Annotated in this window: 14 protein-coding genes; 9 read left to right on the top strand and 5 right to left on the bottom strand. The window is 59.1% G+C overall.

The genetic code is table 11. From position 1 onward, the window contains the following. Positions 1-50: 50 nt before the first annotated feature. Positions 51-1,814: an FAD-dependent oxidoreductase gene (locus ACED88_RS06700; protein WP_449107301.1), complete on the bottom strand. Its 1,764-nt coding sequence runs from the start codon at positions 1,812-1,814 to the stop codon at positions 51-53. A 109-nt stretch (positions 1,815-1,923) separates the two neighbouring features. On the opposite strand from ACED88_RS06700, the gene ACED88_RS06695 reads away from it, so the two are divergent. Further along, entirely contained in the window at positions 1,924-2,868 is a 945-nt protein-coding gene (locus ACED88_RS06695) for a sugar-binding transcriptional regulator (RefSeq protein ID WP_237211960.1), read from the top strand. A gap of 22 nt (positions 2,869-2,890) precedes the next feature. On the opposite strand, the gene ACED88_RS06690 is transcribed toward ACED88_RS06695, so the two are convergent. From ACED88_RS06690 to ACED88_RS06680, 3 genes are all read right to left on the bottom strand, one after another. After that, the gene (locus tag ACED88_RS06690; RefSeq protein ID WP_449107302.1) at positions 2,891-3,784 is read right to left on the bottom strand and encodes a hypothetical protein; all 894 of its coding nucleotides are present in this window, start codon (positions 3,782-3,784) and stop codon (positions 2,891-2,893) included. 1,683 nt (positions 3,785-5,467) lie between these two features. Then, the gene (locus ACED88_RS06685) at positions 5,468-5,857 is read right to left on the bottom strand and encodes a hypothetical protein (protein WP_449107303.1); all 390 of its coding nucleotides are present in this window, start codon (positions 5,855-5,857) and stop codon (positions 5,468-5,470) included. Positions 5,858-5,940: 83 nt separating this feature from the next. Continuing rightward, positions 5,941-6,870 (bottom strand): LysR family transcriptional regulator, encoded by a 930-nt coding sequence (locus tag ACED88_RS06680; protein ID WP_449107304.1) that lies wholly within the window; start codon positions 6,868-6,870, stop codon positions 5,941-5,943. Positions 6,871-7,047: 177 nt separating this feature from the next. On the opposite strand from ACED88_RS06680, the gene ACED88_RS06675 reads away from it, so the two are divergent. From ACED88_RS06675 to ACED88_RS06655, 5 genes are all read left to right on the top strand, one after another. Next, on the top strand, positions 7,048-10,533 hold the full coding sequence (locus ACED88_RS06675) for a proline dehydrogenase family protein (protein ID WP_449109112.1): 3,486 nt from the start codon (positions 7,048-7,050) through the stop codon (positions 10,531-10,533). Between the two features lie 242 nt (positions 10,534-10,775). Beyond that, positions 10,776-11,162: a glycine cleavage system protein GcvH gene (gene gcvH / locus ACED88_RS06670; RefSeq protein ID WP_185173178.1), complete on the top strand. Its 387-nt coding sequence runs from the start codon at positions 10,776-10,778 to the stop codon at positions 11,160-11,162. A gap of 276 nt (positions 11,163-11,438) precedes the next feature. Continuing rightward, positions 11,439-11,879, top strand: coding sequence for an FHA domain-containing protein (locus ACED88_RS06665; protein ID WP_237207207.1), 441 nt, complete (start codon positions 11,439-11,441; stop codon positions 11,877-11,879). A gap of 2 nt (positions 11,880-11,881) precedes the next feature. After that, entirely contained in the window at positions 11,882-12,637 is a 756-nt protein-coding gene (gene ftsR, locus ACED88_RS06660; RefSeq protein ID WP_449109111.1) for a transcriptional regulator FtsR, read from the top strand. Positions 12,638-12,864: 227 nt separating this feature from the next. After that, entirely contained in the window at positions 12,865-13,458 is a 594-nt protein-coding gene (locus ACED88_RS06655) for a MerR family transcriptional regulator (protein WP_185174822.1), read from the top strand. A gap of 185 nt (positions 13,459-13,643) precedes the next feature. Here the strand turns inward: ACED88_RS06655 and ACED88_RS06650 are convergent, their stop codons facing one another. Beyond that, positions 13,644-14,462 (bottom strand): ParA family protein, encoded by an 819-nt coding sequence (locus ACED88_RS06650; RefSeq protein WP_449109110.1) that lies wholly within the window; start codon positions 14,460-14,462, stop codon positions 13,644-13,646. 291 nt (positions 14,463-14,753) lie between these two features. On the opposite strand from ACED88_RS06650, the gene ACED88_RS06645 reads away from it, so the two are divergent. From ACED88_RS06645 to ACED88_RS06635, 3 genes are all read left to right on the top strand, one after another. Then, positions 14,754-18,203 (top strand): pyruvate carboxylase, encoded by a 3,450-nt coding sequence (locus ACED88_RS06645; RefSeq protein WP_237195273.1) that lies wholly within the window; start codon positions 14,754-14,756, stop codon positions 18,201-18,203. Positions 18,204-18,370: 167 nt separating this feature from the next. Then, positions 18,371-18,589: a hypothetical protein gene (locus ACED88_RS06640; RefSeq protein ID WP_237223019.1), complete on the top strand. Its 219-nt coding sequence runs from the start codon at positions 18,371-18,373 to the stop codon at positions 18,587-18,589. Between the two features lie 56 nt (positions 18,590-18,645). Beyond that, entirely contained in the window at positions 18,646-20,052 is a 1,407-nt protein-coding gene (locus ACED88_RS06635; RefSeq protein WP_449109109.1) for a mycothione reductase, read from the top strand. The last annotated feature ends 171 nt before the right edge of the window (positions 20,053-20,223 follow it).

Raw genomic sequence — 20,223 nt, 5'->3', positions numbered from 1 at the left:
GCCGGGTGCCCGAAACGGGCACCCGGCGGTTGTTAGTGATTAATGATGTTTTAGTGGAGAGTAGTGACAGGACGTCGGGGAGCCACGTGGGTTGCCCCGAGAACCTCAGCCGCGGCGTCCGCGTCCTCGGTATGGGTTTCAGCTGCGGCGATAGCCTCAACCCGCTCGGCGTAGATTGCCTTTTCGCGGGCTACGGTGGCTTCGTCCCAGCCAAGTTCAGCGGCCATAATCTCAAGGATTTCGTCGGCGGCTGACAGGCCGCGGTCGGTAGCCTCAAGGTCCAGGCGGACGCGGCGTACCAGCACGTCCTCCAGGTGCAGGGCACCTTCGGCTCGCACCGCCATGACCACATCGGCCCGCAGGAACTGGGGCGCCTGGGCCAGGGGAGTACCCAGGGCGGGGTCTTCCTGAATCAGGGAGATCACATCGGCCAGCTCAGCGCCGTAGCGCTCCAGCAGGTGCTCCACCCGGTCAGTATCCCAGCCGTTCTCGGCGGCCAGCGCGTCAGCCCGGGCAGCTAGAGCCTCAAAACCTTCAGCACCGACCAACTTGATGCTCTCGGTAACAGAGGGCAAATCCTTGGCGCGGTCGCCCAGGGCGAAGTCCACGGCGTCCTCGGCCATCACTCGGTAGGTGGTCAGCTTACCACCGGCGATAGCGCTCATGCCCGGGGCAATCTCCATGACGGTGTGCTCACGCGAGACCTTGGTGGAGGCGGCATTCTCGCCCTTCTTAGCGACCGGCTGCAGCAGGGGGCGCAGGCCAGCGTAGGAGCTAATAATATCGGCCTCGGTGAGCTCATCGGCAATCAGCTTATTAGCCTGGTCGAGCACGTAGCGGATATCTGCCTTGGTGGCGACGGGGCGCTCGCGGTCCTCGGTGTAGGGGGTGTCGGTGGTGCCGATGATCCAGTAGCGCTGCCAGGGGATGATGAAGAGCACGGACTTTTCGGTCTTGGTGAAGATACCGCTGGTGGCCTTGATGCGGTCGCGGGGCACGGTGATGTGCACACCCTTGGAAGCCAGCACCTTCAGGCCCTGGTCCTTAGTGGCCATGGACTCTGATTCTTCGGTCCACACGCCGGTTGCGTTGATGATGTGGGTGGCCTTGACGGTCTTTTCGTCGCCGGTTTCTAGGTCAACAATCTGGGCGCCGATTACCCGCCCGGCGGCGTCCTTGTTGATAGCGGTGACCTGGGTGCGAGAAGCTGCCAGGGCCCCGTAGCCTGCGGCGGTACGGACCAGGTCGATGACTAGGCGGGCGTCATCAACTCGGGCGTCGTAGAACTGGATAGCGCCGGTGAAGGCGGAGTCCTTGATACCGGGGAAGACCTTCTTGGTACCTTCCTTGGTGAAGTGGCGCTGGGCGGGGACGGTACGGTGGCCGCCTGCCCCGGCGAAGGCCATGGTGTCGTACATTCCGATACCCACAGCGGAGTAGGCGCGTTCGATAACGGGCATCTTGAGGGGCCAGAGGAAGGGCTGGGCCTTGACCAGGTGGGGGGCGGTGCGCTCAAGGAGCAGGCCGCGCTCCTTGAGGGCTTCGGCTACCAGCTTGAAGTCCAGGTTGTAGAGGTAGCGCAGGCCGCCGTGCACGAGCTTGGAGGACCAGGCGCTGGTGCCTGCTGCCCAGTCGCCTGCCTCGACAATGGCGGTGCGCAGGCCTCGGGTGGCGGCGTCCAGGGCGATGCCAGCGCCGGTGACACCGCCGCCGATGATGAGGACGTCTACGCCCGCTGCATCGGTCATAGCGGCTAGGGCCTGGGTGCGGGTTTCTGCTGAGAGGTGGGACTGGGTGGTGAAGGTGGCAGTCATGGGGATCTTCCTTGCGACGGGTTGCCTGGTTAATGTCTTGCTAACTATTTCAACCGTGCGCACAAATAACTGCCAGCTCTGTGAACAAATGTTCAGTTAGAATCGCACTATGATGAACAGAAGTCAGAATCAGGTCGTTGAGGCTGCCCAGCTTTACTACGGGGAGCATTTGACGATGTCAACTATCGCTGCACGCTTGGGGGTCTCCCGCCCTACCGTCTCTCGCCTGCTCAAAACTGCACGTGAAACCGGGGTTGTGACGATTCACCTTAATGAAAAGGCATATAATTCTGACCCGCTCGAAAAGCGCCTGTCTGACCTCTATCGGGTGCGGGTGACGGTGGTGCGCGCCCCCGAACACGCTACAGAACAAGCTCGCATGAGGAGGGTGGCAATAGCCACAGCAAATCTTGTGGACTCCCTCATGGTGCCCGGCACGACACTAGGTGTTGCCTGGGGCTCAACCGTAACCGAGGTGGCCCAGTTCCTGCCTAAACGCCCGCTGACCGGGGTGACGGTGGTTCAGCTCAACGGGGCGGGCAACGCTGTGCAGACGGGGATTCCCTACTCGGGTGCGATTCTGGGGCAAGTGTCTTCTGCTTACGGGGCGCAGATGGTGCATTTCCCGGTGCCTGCCTTCTTTGATTTTGCCGATACCAAGGCGGCCATGTGGCGGGAGCGGTCGATTCGCGGTGTGCTGGCGGTGCAGCGTAGCGCCGATGTCGCCCTGTTTGGTGTGGGTGCTTTTGGTGGGGAGCTCAAGTCGCATGTTTATAGCGGAGGCTATTTCAATGCGGAGCAGATGCGGGAGTTGCAGGGGCAGGGCATCGTGGGGGATATGTGCACGGTGCTACTGCGGGAGGATGGCACCTGGGCTGATTTGGCGCTGAATCAGCGGGCGACGGGCCCTACCCCTGCGGAGCTGGTGAAGATAGGACGACGGGTGTGCGCGGCTGCTGGCCGTCACCGCGCTGTTGCCCTGCGCGCCGCCCTAGTCACCGGCGCCATCACCGACCTAGTGGTGGATGCGGACCTAGCGGAGAGACTGCTCTAGGGATTTGCTGCATGTTTCTACCCTAGCTTGATACACACGGAATAGGGCTGTAGGTCAGATATTCTAAACCGTCTACACCTCCTTTGCCTAGTATTATTGAGTCACCTGCACCATAAATCGGAGGCGTATCATCAAAATATGCATCCTGAACCGCGATTAGATAATTTTCATATTGAGAATAAACATCTAATTCTTTAAGTTTATCTAACGCTTTGTATTCAGTAAGGTAAAAATTATCATCAGGTTCCGAATATACATTTGATTTATCTATAGGGGTTGTGGGTGGGGATTCTGAGGAAAGTGTTGAGCTGTCGACAATTTCTTGTAAAAGCCCTGTGCTTCCTTTAAAATACCATTTCCCTGAAGGTGCTTGAAGCACGAGATGGAACTCTTTTGTAAATCCGGGAGAAATGTTTGTTATTTTTTCGACATTATTTGAATATTCACCGCTATAGTACTTGAAGAAATCCCAGTTGATTGTAGCTGCAGTACACGATCCTAATGGTGCTATGGCACCTGTTGTGTCAAAAACTTCGAGGGTATCCTCTTTGCGAATCAAGAACCAGTATGCTATTGATTTTATCGGAATCTCCGAAGAGTTTTCGATTTTGATACCTTCATCAGAAGGGGAGATATTTATTTTGGCAAGATATGCTAAATCTTGACTTCTGATAAGTGATTCGTTTTGTTTATCTGAAATCTGAGTTTGTTTTTGAATCTCATTGGTCTGAAGTGTAATGTAAACTAGGCTTGCCGCTGTTGCTATAGATGCTATTATGGCGAAGATATCCCTAAGAATTCTCCACAGTTTATTGTTTTTATGGTTTACGCTCTGTTTATCTGAATTTTCTAATTTTACTATTCTAATTTTTAATTCTTCAATTTCTCTCTTTATATATTTTTTACTTCTAAGCATGGGGGGAGATTCCCTTAAATTGGGTAAAGTGAATTATGGTCAAATACAATATTTATCTTTCTTCTCAATAGCTAATGATTCAATTTTTCGCAGCTATTTGGGTCATTGTACCTCACTGCAAGGAGGGTTCCGGTCGTGCGCAAAAACTCATTCCGCAGTCAATTGCTCAACATGCGGCGACTCTGTTGTTTGTATAACAATGTCCAATGTGAGTCAATATGTGTATAACGCCGAGGATATCGCTCACCTTGGACTTCCCGGCGTCACCACCATGCACGGTGATGCCTAAGCCTCCGGCTGCACCCCCTTAACTGGGTCAGGTGCACGCCCCTGGCAGATTACGAAAACCCCGCTAGGTGGGGTCTGTTCTACGATTCTCGTCGGTACCGACGAATTCGCGCAGGTACTCTACCCCAGGTCTTTTCGGAAAAAGTAGAGATGTTGGTGCCCAAAATCGTCATCCTGCGCCCGAACGGTACCGAACTCGCTAAACTCGACCTGCACATAGGTGCCCTGCTGAGAGGTGTCTAAGACTACCTTGGCCAGAGCAACAGCAGGGTCCTAGTTGACGGCACCAACACCCTCATTCGGCTGGTCTATTCTGCCGACGGCCATCACATTTGGGTAAACTTCCGCACCGGCCTGACCGGCATACTCTCCCTGGCGCCCAGTAACCAGGTTTGTCGGCCTGGTTCCCGATTGGCAGGACCGCGTCTGGGTAGCCTCAAAGAGCGAGGCTATGGCGTGATTGACGGAGGGAACGGATGCATCCGCGCCAGCCTGCTACGCGCAGACAGGACTAGTGGGGTAGACCGCATTGATAACTCCATCTCGGTATGCTCCGCTGGCCTCAGTGTCGTAACCTCACACGCCACCTACATGCTAACCGCCGATGCTGCTGGAGCCCCAAAAATTCTCTGGAGCCACATCTACAACTGTGGTAGTGCTCGCAAACTGGACAAGCTGGCCTACGGTTCTGGGGGCGTCCCCTCACTTTCTTTGACCCAAACGGATCCGACTATGTCATGCTGACCGATAACGCCGATTGTCAGGAAAACGTACTCATCTATCGCACAGTTGACGGTACTCTGACGGGGCAGCGGTCTCTGTGCCAGTATTGGTCCTTCTCGCCTTGGAACGGGAACACTGGGATGTGGCACCCATCAACCTACACCAGGACTGGAGCCGCCAATTCAGCCGTTTTCCGCTACTCCCACCGCCGAAGGTATCATCAACACCTGCGAACACCGCACTCCGCAGTGCTCGATACTGCTAGTCCCGTGTCGGGTGCATATTTGATTGCGGCCCTTAAGCTTTGCTTGGATGGAACATTGGACGTAGTGCTGAATACGCAGAATTAGCTGGCAGCATGCGGTCGCATCAGCCACTGGTATTGAGGCTATGAAGAAGAATAAGTCTCTTGAATAGGTAGTCACAAGTCTTTAGAAAAATACAAATATCTGCCTTGGTCGAGGCCTCAATCCGAATCTAATCTGTATAGCCCATGGTCTAAATCCAAGTATTTTTGCTGGGTATCTATAATTTAATTTCTTTCTTTTTTCGATATCTATGAAATTGAGAAATTGATAAATGATAATTTATTTTTGAAATTTTATATCAAAAAGCAGGAGGAATTTAAAAAATGGTTAATAAAAATCTGATTTAATATTGTCAATTTTTGATCTATTTGAGGTATTTATCTTCAGGTTTTTCGTCGGGTTTAAAGGTTGTTCTGAGAAGAAAGGCTGTGCAGTCAGACCTTTTCTTCTGGCATATGAGGTATGGGTGGGACTCGTTTTCTGGTAGAAACTCACTGGATTTCACTCGAAATTTCGTTAGTTCTGAGTCGATTTTATCCTCGTCAATATTAACTATAGTTTCAGACGGCTCACTTGTTGTGGAGTAATAAATAGTTTGCCCATCCAAAGAGGGGGTATTTTTGTAAACTCCTTGAAAAATTCCTTGACTTACTTGAATCTGCTGAATATATATTTTTTTCTCATGAGTTTCCGAGCATCCAGCTAATACGAACATGGGAATCGCAAGAGCGGGAATTAGTAGTGATTTTTTCATTGTTAACTCCTGGGGTGTACTTTAATTTTGATTCTAATATTCTGAGGTGTTCATTTTTTTGTTAGGTGTGTGTCGCGTAGAGTTTAATTATGGGTAATTTTATCCTTAAATTGATGAAATTGTAAATTTGCATGTTTGAGTGCATTCTTCACCGCCCTAATTGCGGGCTGGCCTGTACTTTCGGTGCGGGTAGCCACATAAATCTCGCGGTAGGGGGCACCTGGCAGAGGAATAGCCTTCACCCCGTGCGCCCCTTCCAACTCGCTACCAGCGGCAGGCAGCGCAAATGACGGCATAATAGCCGCCGCACCACCTGCTGCTAGCTGTAGGTGGGTGTTCAAATCATCAATCACGTAGCGCACCTGCGGCTCAAAACCCGCTGCCCGGCACTGGTTAATACCCCAGGTGCGGGAAGTATTGTGCTCACCCTCAAAAACCCAGGGAAGACGGGCGGCGTCGTCCAAGTTCTCAACCTCAGAACCTGCGGCAACCACCAGGTTAAGGGCGTCCTCGGTCAGAAGCTCGGAGGTGAGCTCAGGGTATTCGGGAATGTAGTGGTGGGGGTAAGACTCTGCAATTACCAGGTCGAACTCCCTACTGCGGGTCAGGGATAGACCGGTCTCCGGGTCAATCTGAACCACATGCAGCTGCACCTGCGGGGCATGCTCCGCAAGATGTGCCAGAGCGCCAGGCAGCAGGGCCTTGGCCGCCGACTGGAAGATCGCCAGTCGTACCTGCCCGGCAGGTACCCCCTCCAGCAGGGTGATGCGGGTGCGGGCGGCGTCCAGCTCCTTCAAAATATTGCGGGTGCTCTCCACCAGAATTAGGGCCTCGGTGGTCAGCTCCACTCGGCGCCCCACCTTACGCAGCAGGGGAGTGCCCACCTCTTTTTCCAGGGTGGTTATCTGCTGGGATATAGCGGAGGACGTCAGGTGCAGGGCTTTAGCTGTAGCGGCGAGCGTGCCTCGCTCGTGGATCTCAAGCAGCATGGCCAGGCGGCGCAAATCGTACATGGGGCACTCCTTAGGAAGGGGTGAATGGCGTCACGAATACAGATTAGCAGAACTAAACGTACTGCCTAAATAATATTCATTTTTTCTAATAGTGTAACTTACACCTAAAGATGGTGAAATGGATAACAAGCAACAAATTCACCCCGCCCTTGTGCGGGCTAGCAGGAGGTACCACCCTTGGCACAGCCTTTTAGCGATACCCACCATCAGCAGCTAGCTGACCAGGCCGTCCAGCTCGTCGCGGACTGGGTCAAAGCAGCCCAGAACATCCCCGCCGACCCCGCAGCAGAGAAGCTGGCAGGCGTCCTGAAGGACCCCAACGGCCTTGAATTTACCGTTGGCTTCGTCGACGGCGTGGTGCGCCCCGAAGACCAGGCTGTTGCCGGTAAGAACCTGGGTCGTATTGCCCCCATCGTCCCCTCCTTCCTGCCCTGGTACATGAAGAGTGCCGTAGGCCTGGGCGGCAAGCTGGCCGCTAAGGCCTCCTGGCCCACCGTGCCGATCGCCCGCACCGTCCTGCGCCAGATGGTCGGCCACCTGATTGTCGATGCCCGCGACGAAAAGCTGGGCCCCGCCATCAAGCACCTCACCTCAACCGGCAACAAGCTCAACATCAACCTGCTCGGTGAAGCAGTGCTCGGCGACCGTGAAGCAGAGCGTCGCCTGACCGAAACCAAGCGCCTGCTGGCCCGCGACGATGTCGACTACGTCTCCATTAAGGTTTCCTCCGTTTCTGGCCCCCACTCCCACTGGGCCTTCGAAGAAGTCGTGGACGAAGCCGTCCGCCGCCTCACCCCCCTCTACGAGCTGGCCGCTAACTCTCCCGCCCAGAAGTTCATTAACCTGGACATGGAAGAGTACAAGGACCTCGATATGACCATCGAGGTCTTCACCAAGATCCTTGACCAGCCCCACCTGAAGAACCTTGAAGCCGGTATCGTGCTCCAGGCCTACCTGCCCGACACCCTGGCTGCGATGCAGCGCCTGCAGGAATGGGCAGCTAAGCGTGTTGAGGCCGGCGGTGCCCGTATTAAGGTCCGCCTGGTTAAGGGTGCCAACCTCTCCATGGAAAAGGTTGAAGCCGCTGTACACGGTTGGCCCCTGACCACCTGCGACTCCAAGCAGGACTCAGATACCAACTACAAGCGCATCCTCAACTACGCCCTGCAGCCCGAGCACACCAAGAACATCCGCCTGGGCGTTGCCGGCCATAACCTCTTCGACGTAGCCTTCGCCCTACTGTTGGCCGAAGATCGCGGTGTTGAAAAGGACATCGAGTTCGAAATGCTCATCGGCATGGCATCCCAGCAGGCCGAGGTTATCCGCCAGCGTGTGGGCCACCTGCTGCTCTACACCCCCGTGGTGCGCCCCGAAGAGTTCGATGTCGCTATCTCCTACCTGGTTCGCCGCCTGGAGGAAAACGCCTCAAGCGAGAACTTCATGAGCGCGGTCTTCGACCTAGACTCATCTCCCGCCCTCTTTGAGCGCGAGAAGAACCGCTTCCTGCGCTCCCTGAACGAGGTCACTGACGAGGTGCAGCCCCCGCAGCGCACCCAGAACCGTCTGGAAGAAAATGAAGACAACGTCTTCAAGCCCGCCGACGGCACCTTCGAAAACACCCCCGATACCGACCCTGCCCTGGCCGGTAACCGCGAGTGGGGCCGCGCCATCCTGGAGCGTTCAAAGACCACCCAGATCGGTATTGAAACCCTGGCCGCCAATGAGTTGGGTTCTGCCGAGGACGCCGAAACCCTGGTTGCCGAGACCGTGGCAGCTGGCGAGGCGTGGGGTGCCCGCCCCGCTTCAGAGCGTGCTGAGATTCTGCGTAAGGTAGCTGTAGCCCTGGCAGTACGCCGCGGCGACTTCATGGAAATCATGGCCCACGAGGCTGGCAAGACCCTGGACCAGGGCGACGTTGAAGTCTCAGAAGCCGTTGACTTTGCCTACTACTACGCCATGCTGGCAGAGCGCCTCGACTCGGTAGACGGCGCCCAGCATCACCCGGTTAAGCTGACCCTGGTCATCCCGCCGTGGAACTTCCCCACCGCAATCCCCGTCGGTGGCGTTATCTCAGCCCTGGCAGCGGGTTCAGCGGTTATCTTCAAGCCCGCCTCCAACACCGCCCGCATCGGTGCTCTCATTGCTGAGGTGCTGTGGGAAGCTGGTGTACCCCGCGAGGCCCTGCGCCTGGTCAAGGTCACCGACCGCGACGCCGGTTCAAAGATGATTGCCCACCCCGCCGTTGACCGCCTGATTCTGACCGGTGGCTACGAGACCGCCGAGATGTTCCGATCCTGGCGTAAGGACCTGCCCCTCTTCGGCGAGACCTCCGGCAAGAACTCCATCATCGTCACCCCCAATGCCGACCTCGACCTGGCGGTCAAGGACGTCGTCTACTCAGCCTTTGGCCACGCAGGCCAGAAGTGCTCGGCTGCATCCACCGTGATTCTGGTTGGTTCGGTAGGGGAGTCCAAGCGCTTCTACAACCAGCTGGTTGACGCCGTGAAGTCCCTGCACGTTGCCCACCCCCAGGACATCGAATCAGAAATGGGCCCCGTCATCGAGAAGCCCGAGGGCAAGCTCAAGCGAGGTTTGACCACCCTGGGTGAGGGTGAAACCTGGATCATCAAGCCCGAACAGCTCGATGAGACCGGCCGCCTCTGGTCACCCGGCGTTCGCGCAGGCGTCAAGCCCGGCAGCGAATACCACCTGACCGAGTACTTCGGCCCCATCCTGGGCGTCATGAAGGCCGCTACCCTCGAAGAGGCTATCGAACTGCAGAACGCCACCGACTACGGTCTGACCGCTGGCTTGCACTCCCTTGACTCCGGCGAGCTGGAACTCTGGCTCTCCAAGGTCCAGGCAGGTAACCTCTACGTCAACCGCGGCATCACCGGCGCTATCGTGCAGCGTCAGCCCTTCGGTGGCTGGAAGAAGTCAACCGTAGGTTCCGGCACCAAGGCCGGTGGCCCCAACTACCTGGTTGCCCTCTCCGACTGGGAAACCGCAGAGTCCACCGCCACCACCGCCCCCTCACACGCGGGCGTCCGCTCCATCCTGGCTGCCCTGCGCGAACCCACCGCCACCAACGACGGTTCCCTCGACATGCTGGCCCGCGCGGCAAGCTCTGATGCCGAGGCCTGGGCCACCGAGTTCGGTGTGGGCCACGACCCCAGCCAGCTGGGCGTTGAGCGCAACATCCTGCGCTACCTGCCCACCACCGTTCAGGTGCGTCTGGACGAGGACGGCGACCGCGACCGCGCCCTGCGCGTCCTGCTGGCAGGTGTAGCAGCCGGTGCCACCATCGAGTTCTCCACCGGCCAGAGTATCCCGGTGGCTGTTGCCGGCGCCCTGCGCGGTGCGGGCGTCACCCTGGTTGAGCAGAGCGACGCCGCCTACCGTGCTTCGCTGGCCAAGATTGCAAAGACCCCCTCAAAGCAGCTTGAGGGAACCGCCTTCGAAGGTGCCCGCATCCGTTACATCGGTAGCGACGCCACCAGCATCTACGAGGCACTCGACGGCCGCCCCGACATCGCGGTCTACTTCCAGCCTGTTACCGAAGCCGGCCGCATCGAGATGCTGCCCTTCGTCCGCGAGCAGGCAGTCTCCATCACCGCCCACCGCTTCGGAAACCCCTACAAGTTCTCTGAGGGTGTTATCTAAGAGGTCTAGGTAAGGACGCCCCACCCCGCTTCCCCTGCGCAGGGGAAGCGGGGTGGGGCGTCCTTTTTTATTTAAGAGAAAACCCGGCCGTTTCGGTGGCGCCCGCCACCAGCACCTGTACCCTGTGTCATATAATCGTTAGGTGAGAGCTCCTTCTCCCTCGTCGGAGCTCACCTCGTCGAGTTTCACGCACCTCGATCGGCACTCCCACAAAAGTCCCACAAAAGAAAAGGACACCTCCGATGAGCAACGTTCCTGCAGAACTCAAGTACACCAAAGAGCACGAGTGGGTCAGCGAACTCACCGCTGATGGCACCGTCCGCATCGGTGTTACCGACCACGCACAGAGCGAACTGGGCGACGTCGTCTACGTCGACCTGCCCGAGGTAGGCGAAACTATCGACGCAGAAGCAACCTTCGGCGAAATCGAATCTACCAAGAGCGTCTCAGACCTCTTTGCCCCCATTGCCGGTGAAGTTGTTGCCGTCAACGAAGACCTGGCAGATGCCCCCGAAACCGTGAACTCAGACCCCTACGGCGCGGGCTGGCTCATCGAGGTTCGCCCCAGCGACGCAGCAGACCTCGAAGGCCTGCTTTCAGCTGCCGACTACGAGGCAGAAATCGCCTAAAACCCGGCAGTAGCATCACGCTATGAGCCCGCGTAAGGGCCGTCTTTTCCACAGGAAAAGGCGGCCCTTTTGCTCTAGGTAAAAAACAGGAAAATTTGGTGAGAGAACACGGTGCGAACCGGGCAGAATAGAAGCGAAATGGCTAAGATTAAACGAACGGTTCACTGTTTACCATTTCGTGACCTTGGACCGTCTGCACAACACCACACATAACCGCGAGACACAGGCACAGTACGGGCGTAGCCCCGCCGCCCGAAGACATAAGGACGTAACCGTATGGCTCAGCACGAAGCACACCCGCCCACAAACACCATCGCTATGGTAGCCCTGGGAGTATCCCAGTCCCACAACCCCACCCCCGAAGAACGTGACCTGTTGGCAACCCTGCCCGCCGGCTCAGCCGTCCTCATCGGTCTCGATGGCCAGTTCAAGGGCGCCCGCTTCCTCCTGAACCCCGAAACCGACGAAGACGGTGCTGACCTGCCCATCATCGCAGGCCGTAGCCCCGAATCAGACATTTACCTCGACGACGTCACCGTCTCCCGCCGTCACGCCCTCTTCATCCCCAACGCGGGCAGCTTTATCCTGACCGACGCTGACTCCCTGAACGGCACCTATGTGAACAAGGACCGCGTGGATGAGGCCTACCTGCGCAACGGCGACGAAATCTACATCGGTAAGTTCCACTTCGCCTTCTACCAGGGCCAGGGGAAGTAACCATGGCTCAGGCTCACTCTGCTGAAACTGCTGGGGCAAAAAATAAGACCATCGGCCAGGTGCTCAGCGCCCTCGAAGGGGAATTTGAGGGCATTAGCGCCTCGAAGATTCGCTTTCTTGAAGATAAGGGTCTGGTGAGCCCGCAGCGTACCAATACCGGTTACCGCAAGTACTCCGAAGAAGATATCGAGCGCCTGCGTTTTGTGCTGCAGCTACAGCGCGACCAGTATCTACCGCTCAAGGTGATTCGCCAGCGCCTGGCAGACATCGACGCGGGGCTAGTACCCGCCCCCGGCAGCGAACCTGCCGAGGTACAGGGGAGCGGGGCGGACGCGTCCGCGCAGCCGGGTGCCGAAGAGCTGCCGAGCGCCCGCCCGGCAGCCGAGGCAGAACCGGCCCGCACCTACACCCTGCGTGAGCTGGGCCAGGCAGCCGGGGTCGATATGCCCCTGCTACGTGAGCTCATGAACTACGGTCTGCTGGCAGACAACAAAGAAGAGTACGACCAGTACGACCTGGCTGTTACGAGGGTGAGCGACCAGCTCACCGCCCACGGCCTGCACCCGCGCCACCTGCGAGCCTTCCGGGCCGCTGCCGACCGCGAAGTCGACCTGGTTGAAACCGCGGTGGGCCCCCTGGCCCTGCGTAAGGACGAAGAGTCCCAGGCCCGTGCGGCCGAACTCGCCGGTGATATTGCCCAGCTGCTGCTCCGCCTGCACATGGCCCTGGTAGCCGGGAGTATGCCCAGCTTCGACTAGCCCCACCTAACCTTGCGCGAGGGGCACCGGGTGAACGTGGTCTGTCTTAATGACCAGAACCACGTTAAAACGCCGGTGCCCCTGCCGGCCGATTAACCGGCAAAAGGGTTACTAGGCAGGTAGGATAAGAGAGTCCATGATCAGTTCAAGGGAAGGAACCTCAAACCGTGACACAGTACAACGGTGAACCTAGCGCCCCCGCCGCGCTGCGAGGCGTACCTGCCCCCATGGATCAGCCCCTGCTGGGCTTTGAAGATGTCATGCCCCGCACCTCACCGGTGGGTGAGCAGGGCGTCCTCTTTGACGACCCCGTTTCTCTGGTTGATGAAAACCTGGGCTACCGCGGCCCCACAGCCTGCAAGGCAGCGGGCATTACTTACCGCCAGCTCGACTACTGGGCCCGCACCCACCTGGTGGAGCCCACCGTCCGCTCAGCCCAGGGTTCTGGCTCCCAGCGTCTTTACTCTTTCCGCGATGTGCTCGTACTCAAAATCGTTAAGAGCCTGCTCGATACCGGCGTATCCCTGCAGCAGATTCGCACTTCGGTCGACCACCTGCGTTCCCGCGGCGTTGAGGATCTTGCCGGAATCACCCTGATGTCTGACGGTGCCTCGGTCTACGAATGCACCTCGGCATCTGAGGTAATTGACCTGGTACAGGCAGGCCAGGGCGTCTTCGGCATCGCTATCGGCCGTGTCTGGCGCGAACTGGAAGTATCGCTGAGCGAACTGCCCGGCGAAAGCACCGCCCAGGAAATCCAGGCAGAGACCGAGATTCACGACGAACTTTCGGCCCGCCGAGCCCGCAAAGCCGGCGCCTAAAGAACATAGAAAACTACCCCGCCTCGCAGATGCGAAGGCGGGGCAGTTTTTTGTTGCGCTAACGGGGAGGGCACGGGCTCACAGCGAAGCTGTTGGCAGGGGCTGGCGTGAATCGCGCCTGAGCGAAGCGAAGCTGCGAGAGGGTCAACAGCAAGCGTGAGCTCCGTGCCCTCTCCCCTACATTCCTATCTATCAGTACCTGCGTCGTACAGACCTGCCAACAGCGCGGTGAAAGCGCTGGCGAGTTCCTGGGCTTCTTCCTCGGGCCAGTAGTGCACCGGGTAGGCGGACCCCTGAATGCGCTGGAGCAGGTGCGTCTCGGGCAGGATAGTCTCAGCGACCAGGTCGCCAAAGAGCACCTTCATTTCCTCGATGCGGTAGTCGTGTTCGGGGTCGCCAGCGCGTACCTTATTAATCACGATAGATGCCGACTCCACAGCATAGGGGGTATTGGCTTCGAAGCGGGCGATGGCGCGCAGGGTGCGCTCGGAGCCCGCGACAGAGAAGAGGGAGGGTTCCGCGACAGACAGCACCCGGTCAGAGGCAGCCCACGCCATCTCGGTGAGACGGCCCAGGGTAGGCGGGCAGTCGATGAGAATCAGGTCAAAGCTCTCACGGACAGGCTCAAGGAGGTCTGCCAGGCGGGGGAGCAGGGTGGCTGAGTCGAGCTGTTCTAGGGAGGTGAGACGGGCGGACGCGCGCCCAACCCAGGTGCCTGCGTCCAGTCCGGTGCGGGAGGCGTTGCCCAGGCTGCCGAGGGCGGCCCACGAAGCGGGGGCGAGCTCGTCCGCCAGGGAATAATCGGAAGGGGCGAGCAAAATGGTGCCCATGTCGGTGCCTTCAGCGGTGTTTACGCCGAGGCCGGTTGAGGCGTCCCCGTGGGGGTCGAGGTCGATGACGAGGGTGCGCAGGCTGCTTGCCTGAGCAGCGGACGCCAGCCCCAGCACGACCGATGTTTTGCCCACGCCGCCTTTTAGACTGCTGATACTTACCACGCTGCTCATTGCCACGAAAGCCTCTCGAATTCGGCGGATACACACTGACCTTCTATGCTACCGAAGAGGTGTACCAGCTACCGCCAAGCGGTGCAGAAAGTCAGGCAAGCTCACAGCGAGCAACAAGGCACTGTGTAGCCATGCTCACAATAAAATCTTTTCGTTACGTCCCGCATCACAAAAAATGAGACAAAACCAGGTGCTTTAGGAAGTCTAAAGATATATTTGAGGTGTTCACACACGAACTGTGGCTTAGCCTCACCGCACCCCGCTGTGCTGGGTGGGGCGGAACGGAAGAAAATGTTTTCAAAGATTCTGGTCGCTAACCGCGGCGAAATCGCAATCCGCGCTTACCGCGCGGCCTACGAGCTCGGCGCTAAGACCGTCGGCGTCTTCCCCTACGAAGACCGCCACTCCATTCACCGCCAGCAGGCCGATGAGGCCTACCCGATTGGTGAAGAGGGCCATCCCGTCCGTGCCTACCTCGATGTTGAGGAGATTATTCGCGTCGCCAAAGAAGCCGGCGCTGATGCTATCTACCCGGGTTACGGCTTCCTCTCGGAGAATCCTGATCTAGCGCGCGCCGCCGCGGACGCCGGTATCACCTTCATCGGCCCCCCGCCGGAGGTTCTGGAACTGGCCGGTAACAAGGTTGAGGCGCTGAAGGCTGCCCGCCGTGCCGGTATCCCGGTACTCAAGTCCACTGAACCCAGCGCAGATGTTGAGAAGCTGCTGGCTGAGGCTGAAGAAATTGGCTTCCCCATCTTCGTCAAGGCTGTTGCCGGTGGTGGTGGCCGCGGTATGCGCCGCGTTGAGAAGCGTGAAGACCTGCGCCCCGCTATGGAAGCGGCTATGCGCGAGGCCGATACCGCCTTCGGTGACCCCACTGTCTTCCTTGAGCAGGCAGTGCTGCGCCCCCGCCACATTGAGGTGCAGATCCTGGCCGACGGTGAGGGCAACATCGTTCACCTCTTTGAGCGTGACTGCTCCCTGCAGCGCCGCCACCAGAAGGTCGTTGAGATCGCCCCCGCTCCCAACCTCGATGAAGAGATCCGTCAGGCCCTCTTCCGCGACGCGGTCAAGTTTGCCAAGGAACTGGGCTACGTGAACGCCGGTACCGTGGAGTTCCTGGTCGATACCGCCGGTGAGCGCGCTGGTCAGCACGTCTTTATCGAGATGAACCCCCGTATCCAGGTTGAGCACACCGTGACCGAAGAGGTCACCGACGTTGACCTGGTACAGTCCCAGATGCGCATTGCTGCCGGTGAGACCCTGGAAGACCTTGGCATCCGCCAGGAAGACCTGCGCGTGCGCGGCTTTGCCCTGCAGTCCCGCATCACTACCGAAGACCCGGCGAACGGCTTCCGCCCCGACGTTGGCAAGGTTACCTACTACCGCTCAGCCGGTGGCTCTGGCATCCGCCTGGACGGCGGTACCGTCTACACCGGTGCCCAGATTTCACCCCACTTCGACTCTATGCTGGTGAAGCTCACCTGCCGTGGCCGCACCTTCGAGGACGCCGTCCGCCGCGCTTCTCGCGCCCTGGCCGAGTTCCGTATTCGCGGCGTCGCCACCAACATCCCCTTCATCAAGGCGGTACTCGAAGACCCCACCTTCCGCGCTGGTGATGTCTCCACTCCCTTCATCGATGAGCACCCCGAGCTACTGACCAAGAAGCCTTCAGCCGACCGCGGCACCAAGGCCCTGCAGTACCTGGCAAACGTCACCGTGAATAAGCCCCACGGTGAGCGTATCGAGGGCCTTGACCCCCGCTTGAAGCTACCTGCCTTCCCCGGCGATAAGACCGAAGAGCCCTACCGCTCACCCTTCGACGCTTCCACCCACGAACCCCCGGCAGGCTGGCGTCAGCGCCTGCTCGAACTGGGCCCCGAAGGGTTCGCCAAGGCTGTACGCGACACCAAGGAAGTGCTGATCACCGACACCACCTTCCGTGACGCCCACCAGTCCCTGCTGGCCACCCGCGTCCGCACCCGCGACCTGCTAGCCGCCGCGCCCGCAGTAGCCCACGTAACCCCCGAGCTCTTCTCCGTAGAAGCCTGGGGCGGTGCAACCTACGACGTCGCCCTGCGCTTCCTCTCCGAGGACCCCTGGGAGCGCTTGGCCCACCTGCGTGCGGCCATGCCCAACCTGCCCATCCAGATGTTGCTGCGCGGCCGCAACACCGTGGGCTACACCCCGTACCCCACCGAGGTCACCGATGCATTCGTCAAGGAAGCAGCTGAGACCGGCGTCGATATCTTCCGTATCTTCGACTCCCTCAACGACGTCTCCCAGATGACCCCGGCTATCAAGGCCGTGCGTGCCACCGGCACCGCAGTTGCTGAGGTCGCTATCTGCTACACCGGCGACATGCTGGACCCTGCAGAGCAGACCTACACCCTGGACTACTACCTGAACCTGGCTGACCAGGTGGTAGAAGCCGGCGCCCACATCCTTGCCATCAAGGACATGGCCGGCCTGCTGCGTCCGGAAGCTGCCCGCCGCCTGGTCACCGCCCTGCGCGAGCGCTTCGACCTGCCCGTGCACCTGCACACCCACGACACCGCAGGCGGTCAGGTCGGCACCCTGCTTGCCGCTGTTGAGGCTGGCGTGGACGTTGTTGACGTGGCTTCAGCCTCCATGGCGGGTACCACCTCCCAGCCGTCCTTCTCAGCCCTGGTCGGCGCCCTCCAGTACACCGACCGCGCTCCCTCCATCACCTTGGAAGCTGCCTGCGCGCTGGAACCCTACTGGGAGGCCGTCCGCACCATCTACAAGCCCTTCGAGATGGGTCTGTCATCGCCTACCGGTCGTGTTTACACCCACGAAATCCCCGGTGGCCAGCTCTCCAACCTGCGCGCTCAGGCAACCGCCCTGGGCCTGGGGGAGCGCTTCGAGGACATCGAGGATATGTACGCAGCTGCTGACCGTATGCTGGGGCATATCGTCAAGGTAACCCCCTCATCGAAGGTGGTTGGCGACCTCGCCTTGCAGCTGGTTGGCATGGGCGTCTCACCCGAGGACTTCGAGAAGGACCCGCAGAAGTTCGATATCCCCGACTCGGTGATTGGCTTCCTCAACGGCGAGCTGGGCACCCCGCCCGCCGGCTGGCCCGAGCCCTTCCGTACCCGTGCCCTGGAAGGCCGTAAGCTCTCCAAGCCCTCGGTCAACGACCTGTCAGCCGAAGACCTGGAAGCTCTGAACGGGGACTCAGCTACCCGCCGCGCCACCCTCAACCGCCTCCTCTTTGCCGGGCCCACCCGCGACTTCGAGAAGGCCCGCGAGGAATTCGGCGACCTGTCGATCCTGCACACCCGCGACTTCCTCTACGGCATGATGTTCAAGCGCGAACACGTGATTTCGCTGGGTAAGGGCGTGCGCCTGATTGCAACCCTGCAGGCTATCTCAGAACCCGACGAAAAGGGCATGCGCGAGGTGATCTGCACCCTGAACGGCCAGCAGCGCACCGTCAACGTCCGCGACACCTCTGTGGAGTCCAACGTGAAGGAAGCTGAGAAGGCGGACGCTTCTAACCCCGGTCACATCGCAGCCCCCTTCGCTGGTGGCGTGTCTATCTCGGTCAAGCCCGGCGACGAAATCTCAGCCGGCGACCAGGTAGCCACCATCGAGGCCATGAAGATGGAAGCCTCCATCACCTCAGCGGTCTCAGGCACCGTCGAGCGCGTTGTCTACAACGAGGTCTCCCAGGTAGCTGGTGGTGACCTGCTGATCGTGGTCAACGTCAAGTAACCCCGTATCAGGAGTACCCAAGGGGCGGACGCCCGCACCCGGCTTGCGTAAGCTGGGGCGGGCGTCCGCTCTTTTTGCTCCCAGTAGGGACCAGAAAAGTGCCGATTGTATGTGCTGTGCAGAAGGATTTAGGGAGGAATCTGGTCCCTACCTGTAGGCTAGGAAGCATGAACGTAACTCACCTGATGATTATTGGTTTTGGCGCGATCCTGCTGCTACTGGGTGTGCTCGCCCCGCAGGGCGGCTGGAATATCTATGTGATGATTCTGGGCTTCCTGCACATCGTGGTCGGTAACGTGCTGGTTTTCCGCCAGATGCAGAAGAACTTCCGCGATAACGCAGAAGCTGCAGCACAGGCACGCAGTGGAGCTGACAGCCGGGAATGAAACATTAGCCTATCCCGTTGAAAACCACAGACATACCCCGCACGAAAGGTAGCCCCATGAGCTCACCCCGCCACTACGACCTCATCATTATCGGATCTGGCTCCGGTAACTCCCTGCCCAACGAGGACTACGAGGGCAAGAAGATTGCCATCATCGACGGCGGCCGCTTCGGCGGTACCTGCCTCAACGTGGGTTGTATTCCTACCAAGATGTATGTTTACCCGGCTTCTACCGTTGCCCGCGCTAAGGACGCTGCCCGTCTGGGTGTAGAGCTAGAGCACAAGCACACTGCCTGGCGGCAGATTCGCGACCGAATCTTCGGCCGCATCGACGCTATTAGCGAGGGTGGGCTGGCCTGGCGGAAGTCCCTTGAGAACGTGGATGTCTACGAGGAATACGCTCAGCTGACCGGCCCCCGGAGCGTGGTTACGGCGTCCGGCCTTGAGCTGACCGCTGACCAGCTGGTGCTGGCTACCGGCTCCCGTGTTACCCTGCCCCAGGTCCCCGGTATCGACCTGCCCCAGGTGCATACCTCAGATACCGTCATGCGTATTGATGAGCTACCTGAGCGCGTGGTGGTCATCGGCGGCGGCTTCATCGCAGCCGAGTTCGCTCACGTCTTCTCGGGTCTGGGCGCTCAGGTGACCCAGGCTGTGCGCTCAGACCGCCTACTCCGCAGCCACGACGGTACCATTGCCGAGATCTTTACCCGTGAGGCCGCCCGCCAGTGGGACCTGCGCACCAACCACGCCCTGAAGGCTATCGAACCTGCCGACGACGGGTCTGTGACGGTGGTATTTGAGGACGCCGGTGAGCGGGCTATCGTGCCCGCTGACCTGGTGCTGGTGGCAACGGGACGCACCCCCAACTCCGATACCCTCGATGCTGCCACCTACTTTGATGTGGATGAGCGGGGCCTGGTGCAGGTGGATGAGTACCAGCGGGTGCTCTCCGGCGGCCAGCCGGTCAAGGGCGTCTGGGCCCTGGGCGATGTGAGCTCCCCCTACCAGCTCAAGCACGTGGCGAACGCCGAGATGCGCACCGTGCAGTGGAATATCGTGCACCCCGACCAGCTACGCGCCACCGACCACCGCTATGTGCCCGCTGCTGTGTTCACTCACCCGCCCATTGCCGCTGTGGGCCTGACCGAAAGCCAGGCGCAGGAGCAGGCTGCGGCTGAAGGGTTTGAGATTACCGTCAAGGAGCAGAAGTTCGGCGACGTAGCCTACGGCTGGGCTATGGACGATGGTGAAGGCGTCTGTAAGCTCATCGCCCGCAAGGACACCGGTGAGCTGCTGGGTGCCCACCTTATCGGTGAGGAGTCACCCACCCTGATTCAGCCCCTGATCCAGGCCATGAGCTTTGGTCTGAGTGCCCGCGATATGGCCCGCGGCCAGTACTGGATCCACCCGGCCCTGACCGAGGTCGTGGAGAACGCCCTGCTGGGGCTTGAGCTCGACTAGGTTTTCCAATAGAAATACAAAATCCCCGAGCTGAAATTGGCTCGGGGATTCTTCTATATACGGGCAGATAATGGGCTACTGCTTATTCATATTGGTAGGTGTAGCAGGCTCACAGCGAAGCTGCTGGCTCGGGGCTGGCGTGAATCGCCCTTGTGAGCGAAGCGAACCGGG

Source organism: Rothia sp. 11273D007AR, from assembly GCF_053547255.1.
This window is presented reverse-complemented; position numbering and strand designations above follow the sequence as displayed.

Coding starts and splice junctions, on each gene's coding strand:
- ACED88_RS06700 (WP_449107301.1), bottom strand. CDS start 1,814: ATGACTGCCACCTTCACCACCCAGTCCCACCTCTCAGCAGAAACCCGC.
- ACED88_RS06695 (WP_237211960.1), top strand. CDS start 1,924: ATGATGAACAGAAGTCAGAATCAGGTCGTTGAGGCTGCCCAGCTTTAC.
- ACED88_RS06690 (WP_449107302.1), bottom strand. CDS start 3,784: ATGCTTAGAAGTAAAAAATATATAAAGAGAGAAATTGAAGAATTAAAA.
- ACED88_RS06685 (WP_449107303.1), bottom strand. CDS start 5,857: ATGAAAAAATCACTACTAATTCCCGCTCTTGCGATTCCCATGTTCGTA.
- ACED88_RS06680 (WP_449107304.1), bottom strand. CDS start 6,870: ATGTACGATTTGCGCCGCCTGGCCATGCTGCTTGAGATCCACGAGCGA.
- gcvH (WP_185173178.1), top strand. CDS start 10,776: ATGAGCAACGTTCCTGCAGAACTCAAGTACACCAAAGAGCACGAGTGG.
- ACED88_RS06665 (WP_237207207.1), top strand. CDS start 11,439: ATGGCTCAGCACGAAGCACACCCGCCCACAAACACCATCGCTATGGTA.
- ftsR (WP_449109111.1), top strand. CDS start 11,882: ATGGCTCAGGCTCACTCTGCTGAAACTGCTGGGGCAAAAAATAAGACC.
- ACED88_RS06655 (WP_185174822.1), top strand. CDS start 12,865: ATGGATCAGCCCCTGCTGGGCTTTGAAGATGTCATGCCCCGCACCTCA.
- ACED88_RS06650 (WP_449109110.1), bottom strand. CDS start 14,462: ATGAGCAGCGTGGTAAGTATCAGCAGTCTAAAAGGCGGCGTGGGCAAA.
- ACED88_RS06645 (WP_237195273.1), top strand. CDS start 14,754: ATGTTTTCAAAGATTCTGGTCGCTAACCGCGGCGAAATCGCAATCCGC.
- ACED88_RS06640 (WP_237223019.1), top strand. CDS start 18,371: ATGAACGTAACTCACCTGATGATTATTGGTTTTGGCGCGATCCTGCTG.
- ACED88_RS06635 (WP_449109109.1), top strand. CDS start 18,646: ATGAGCTCACCCCGCCACTACGACCTCATCATTATCGGATCTGGCTCC.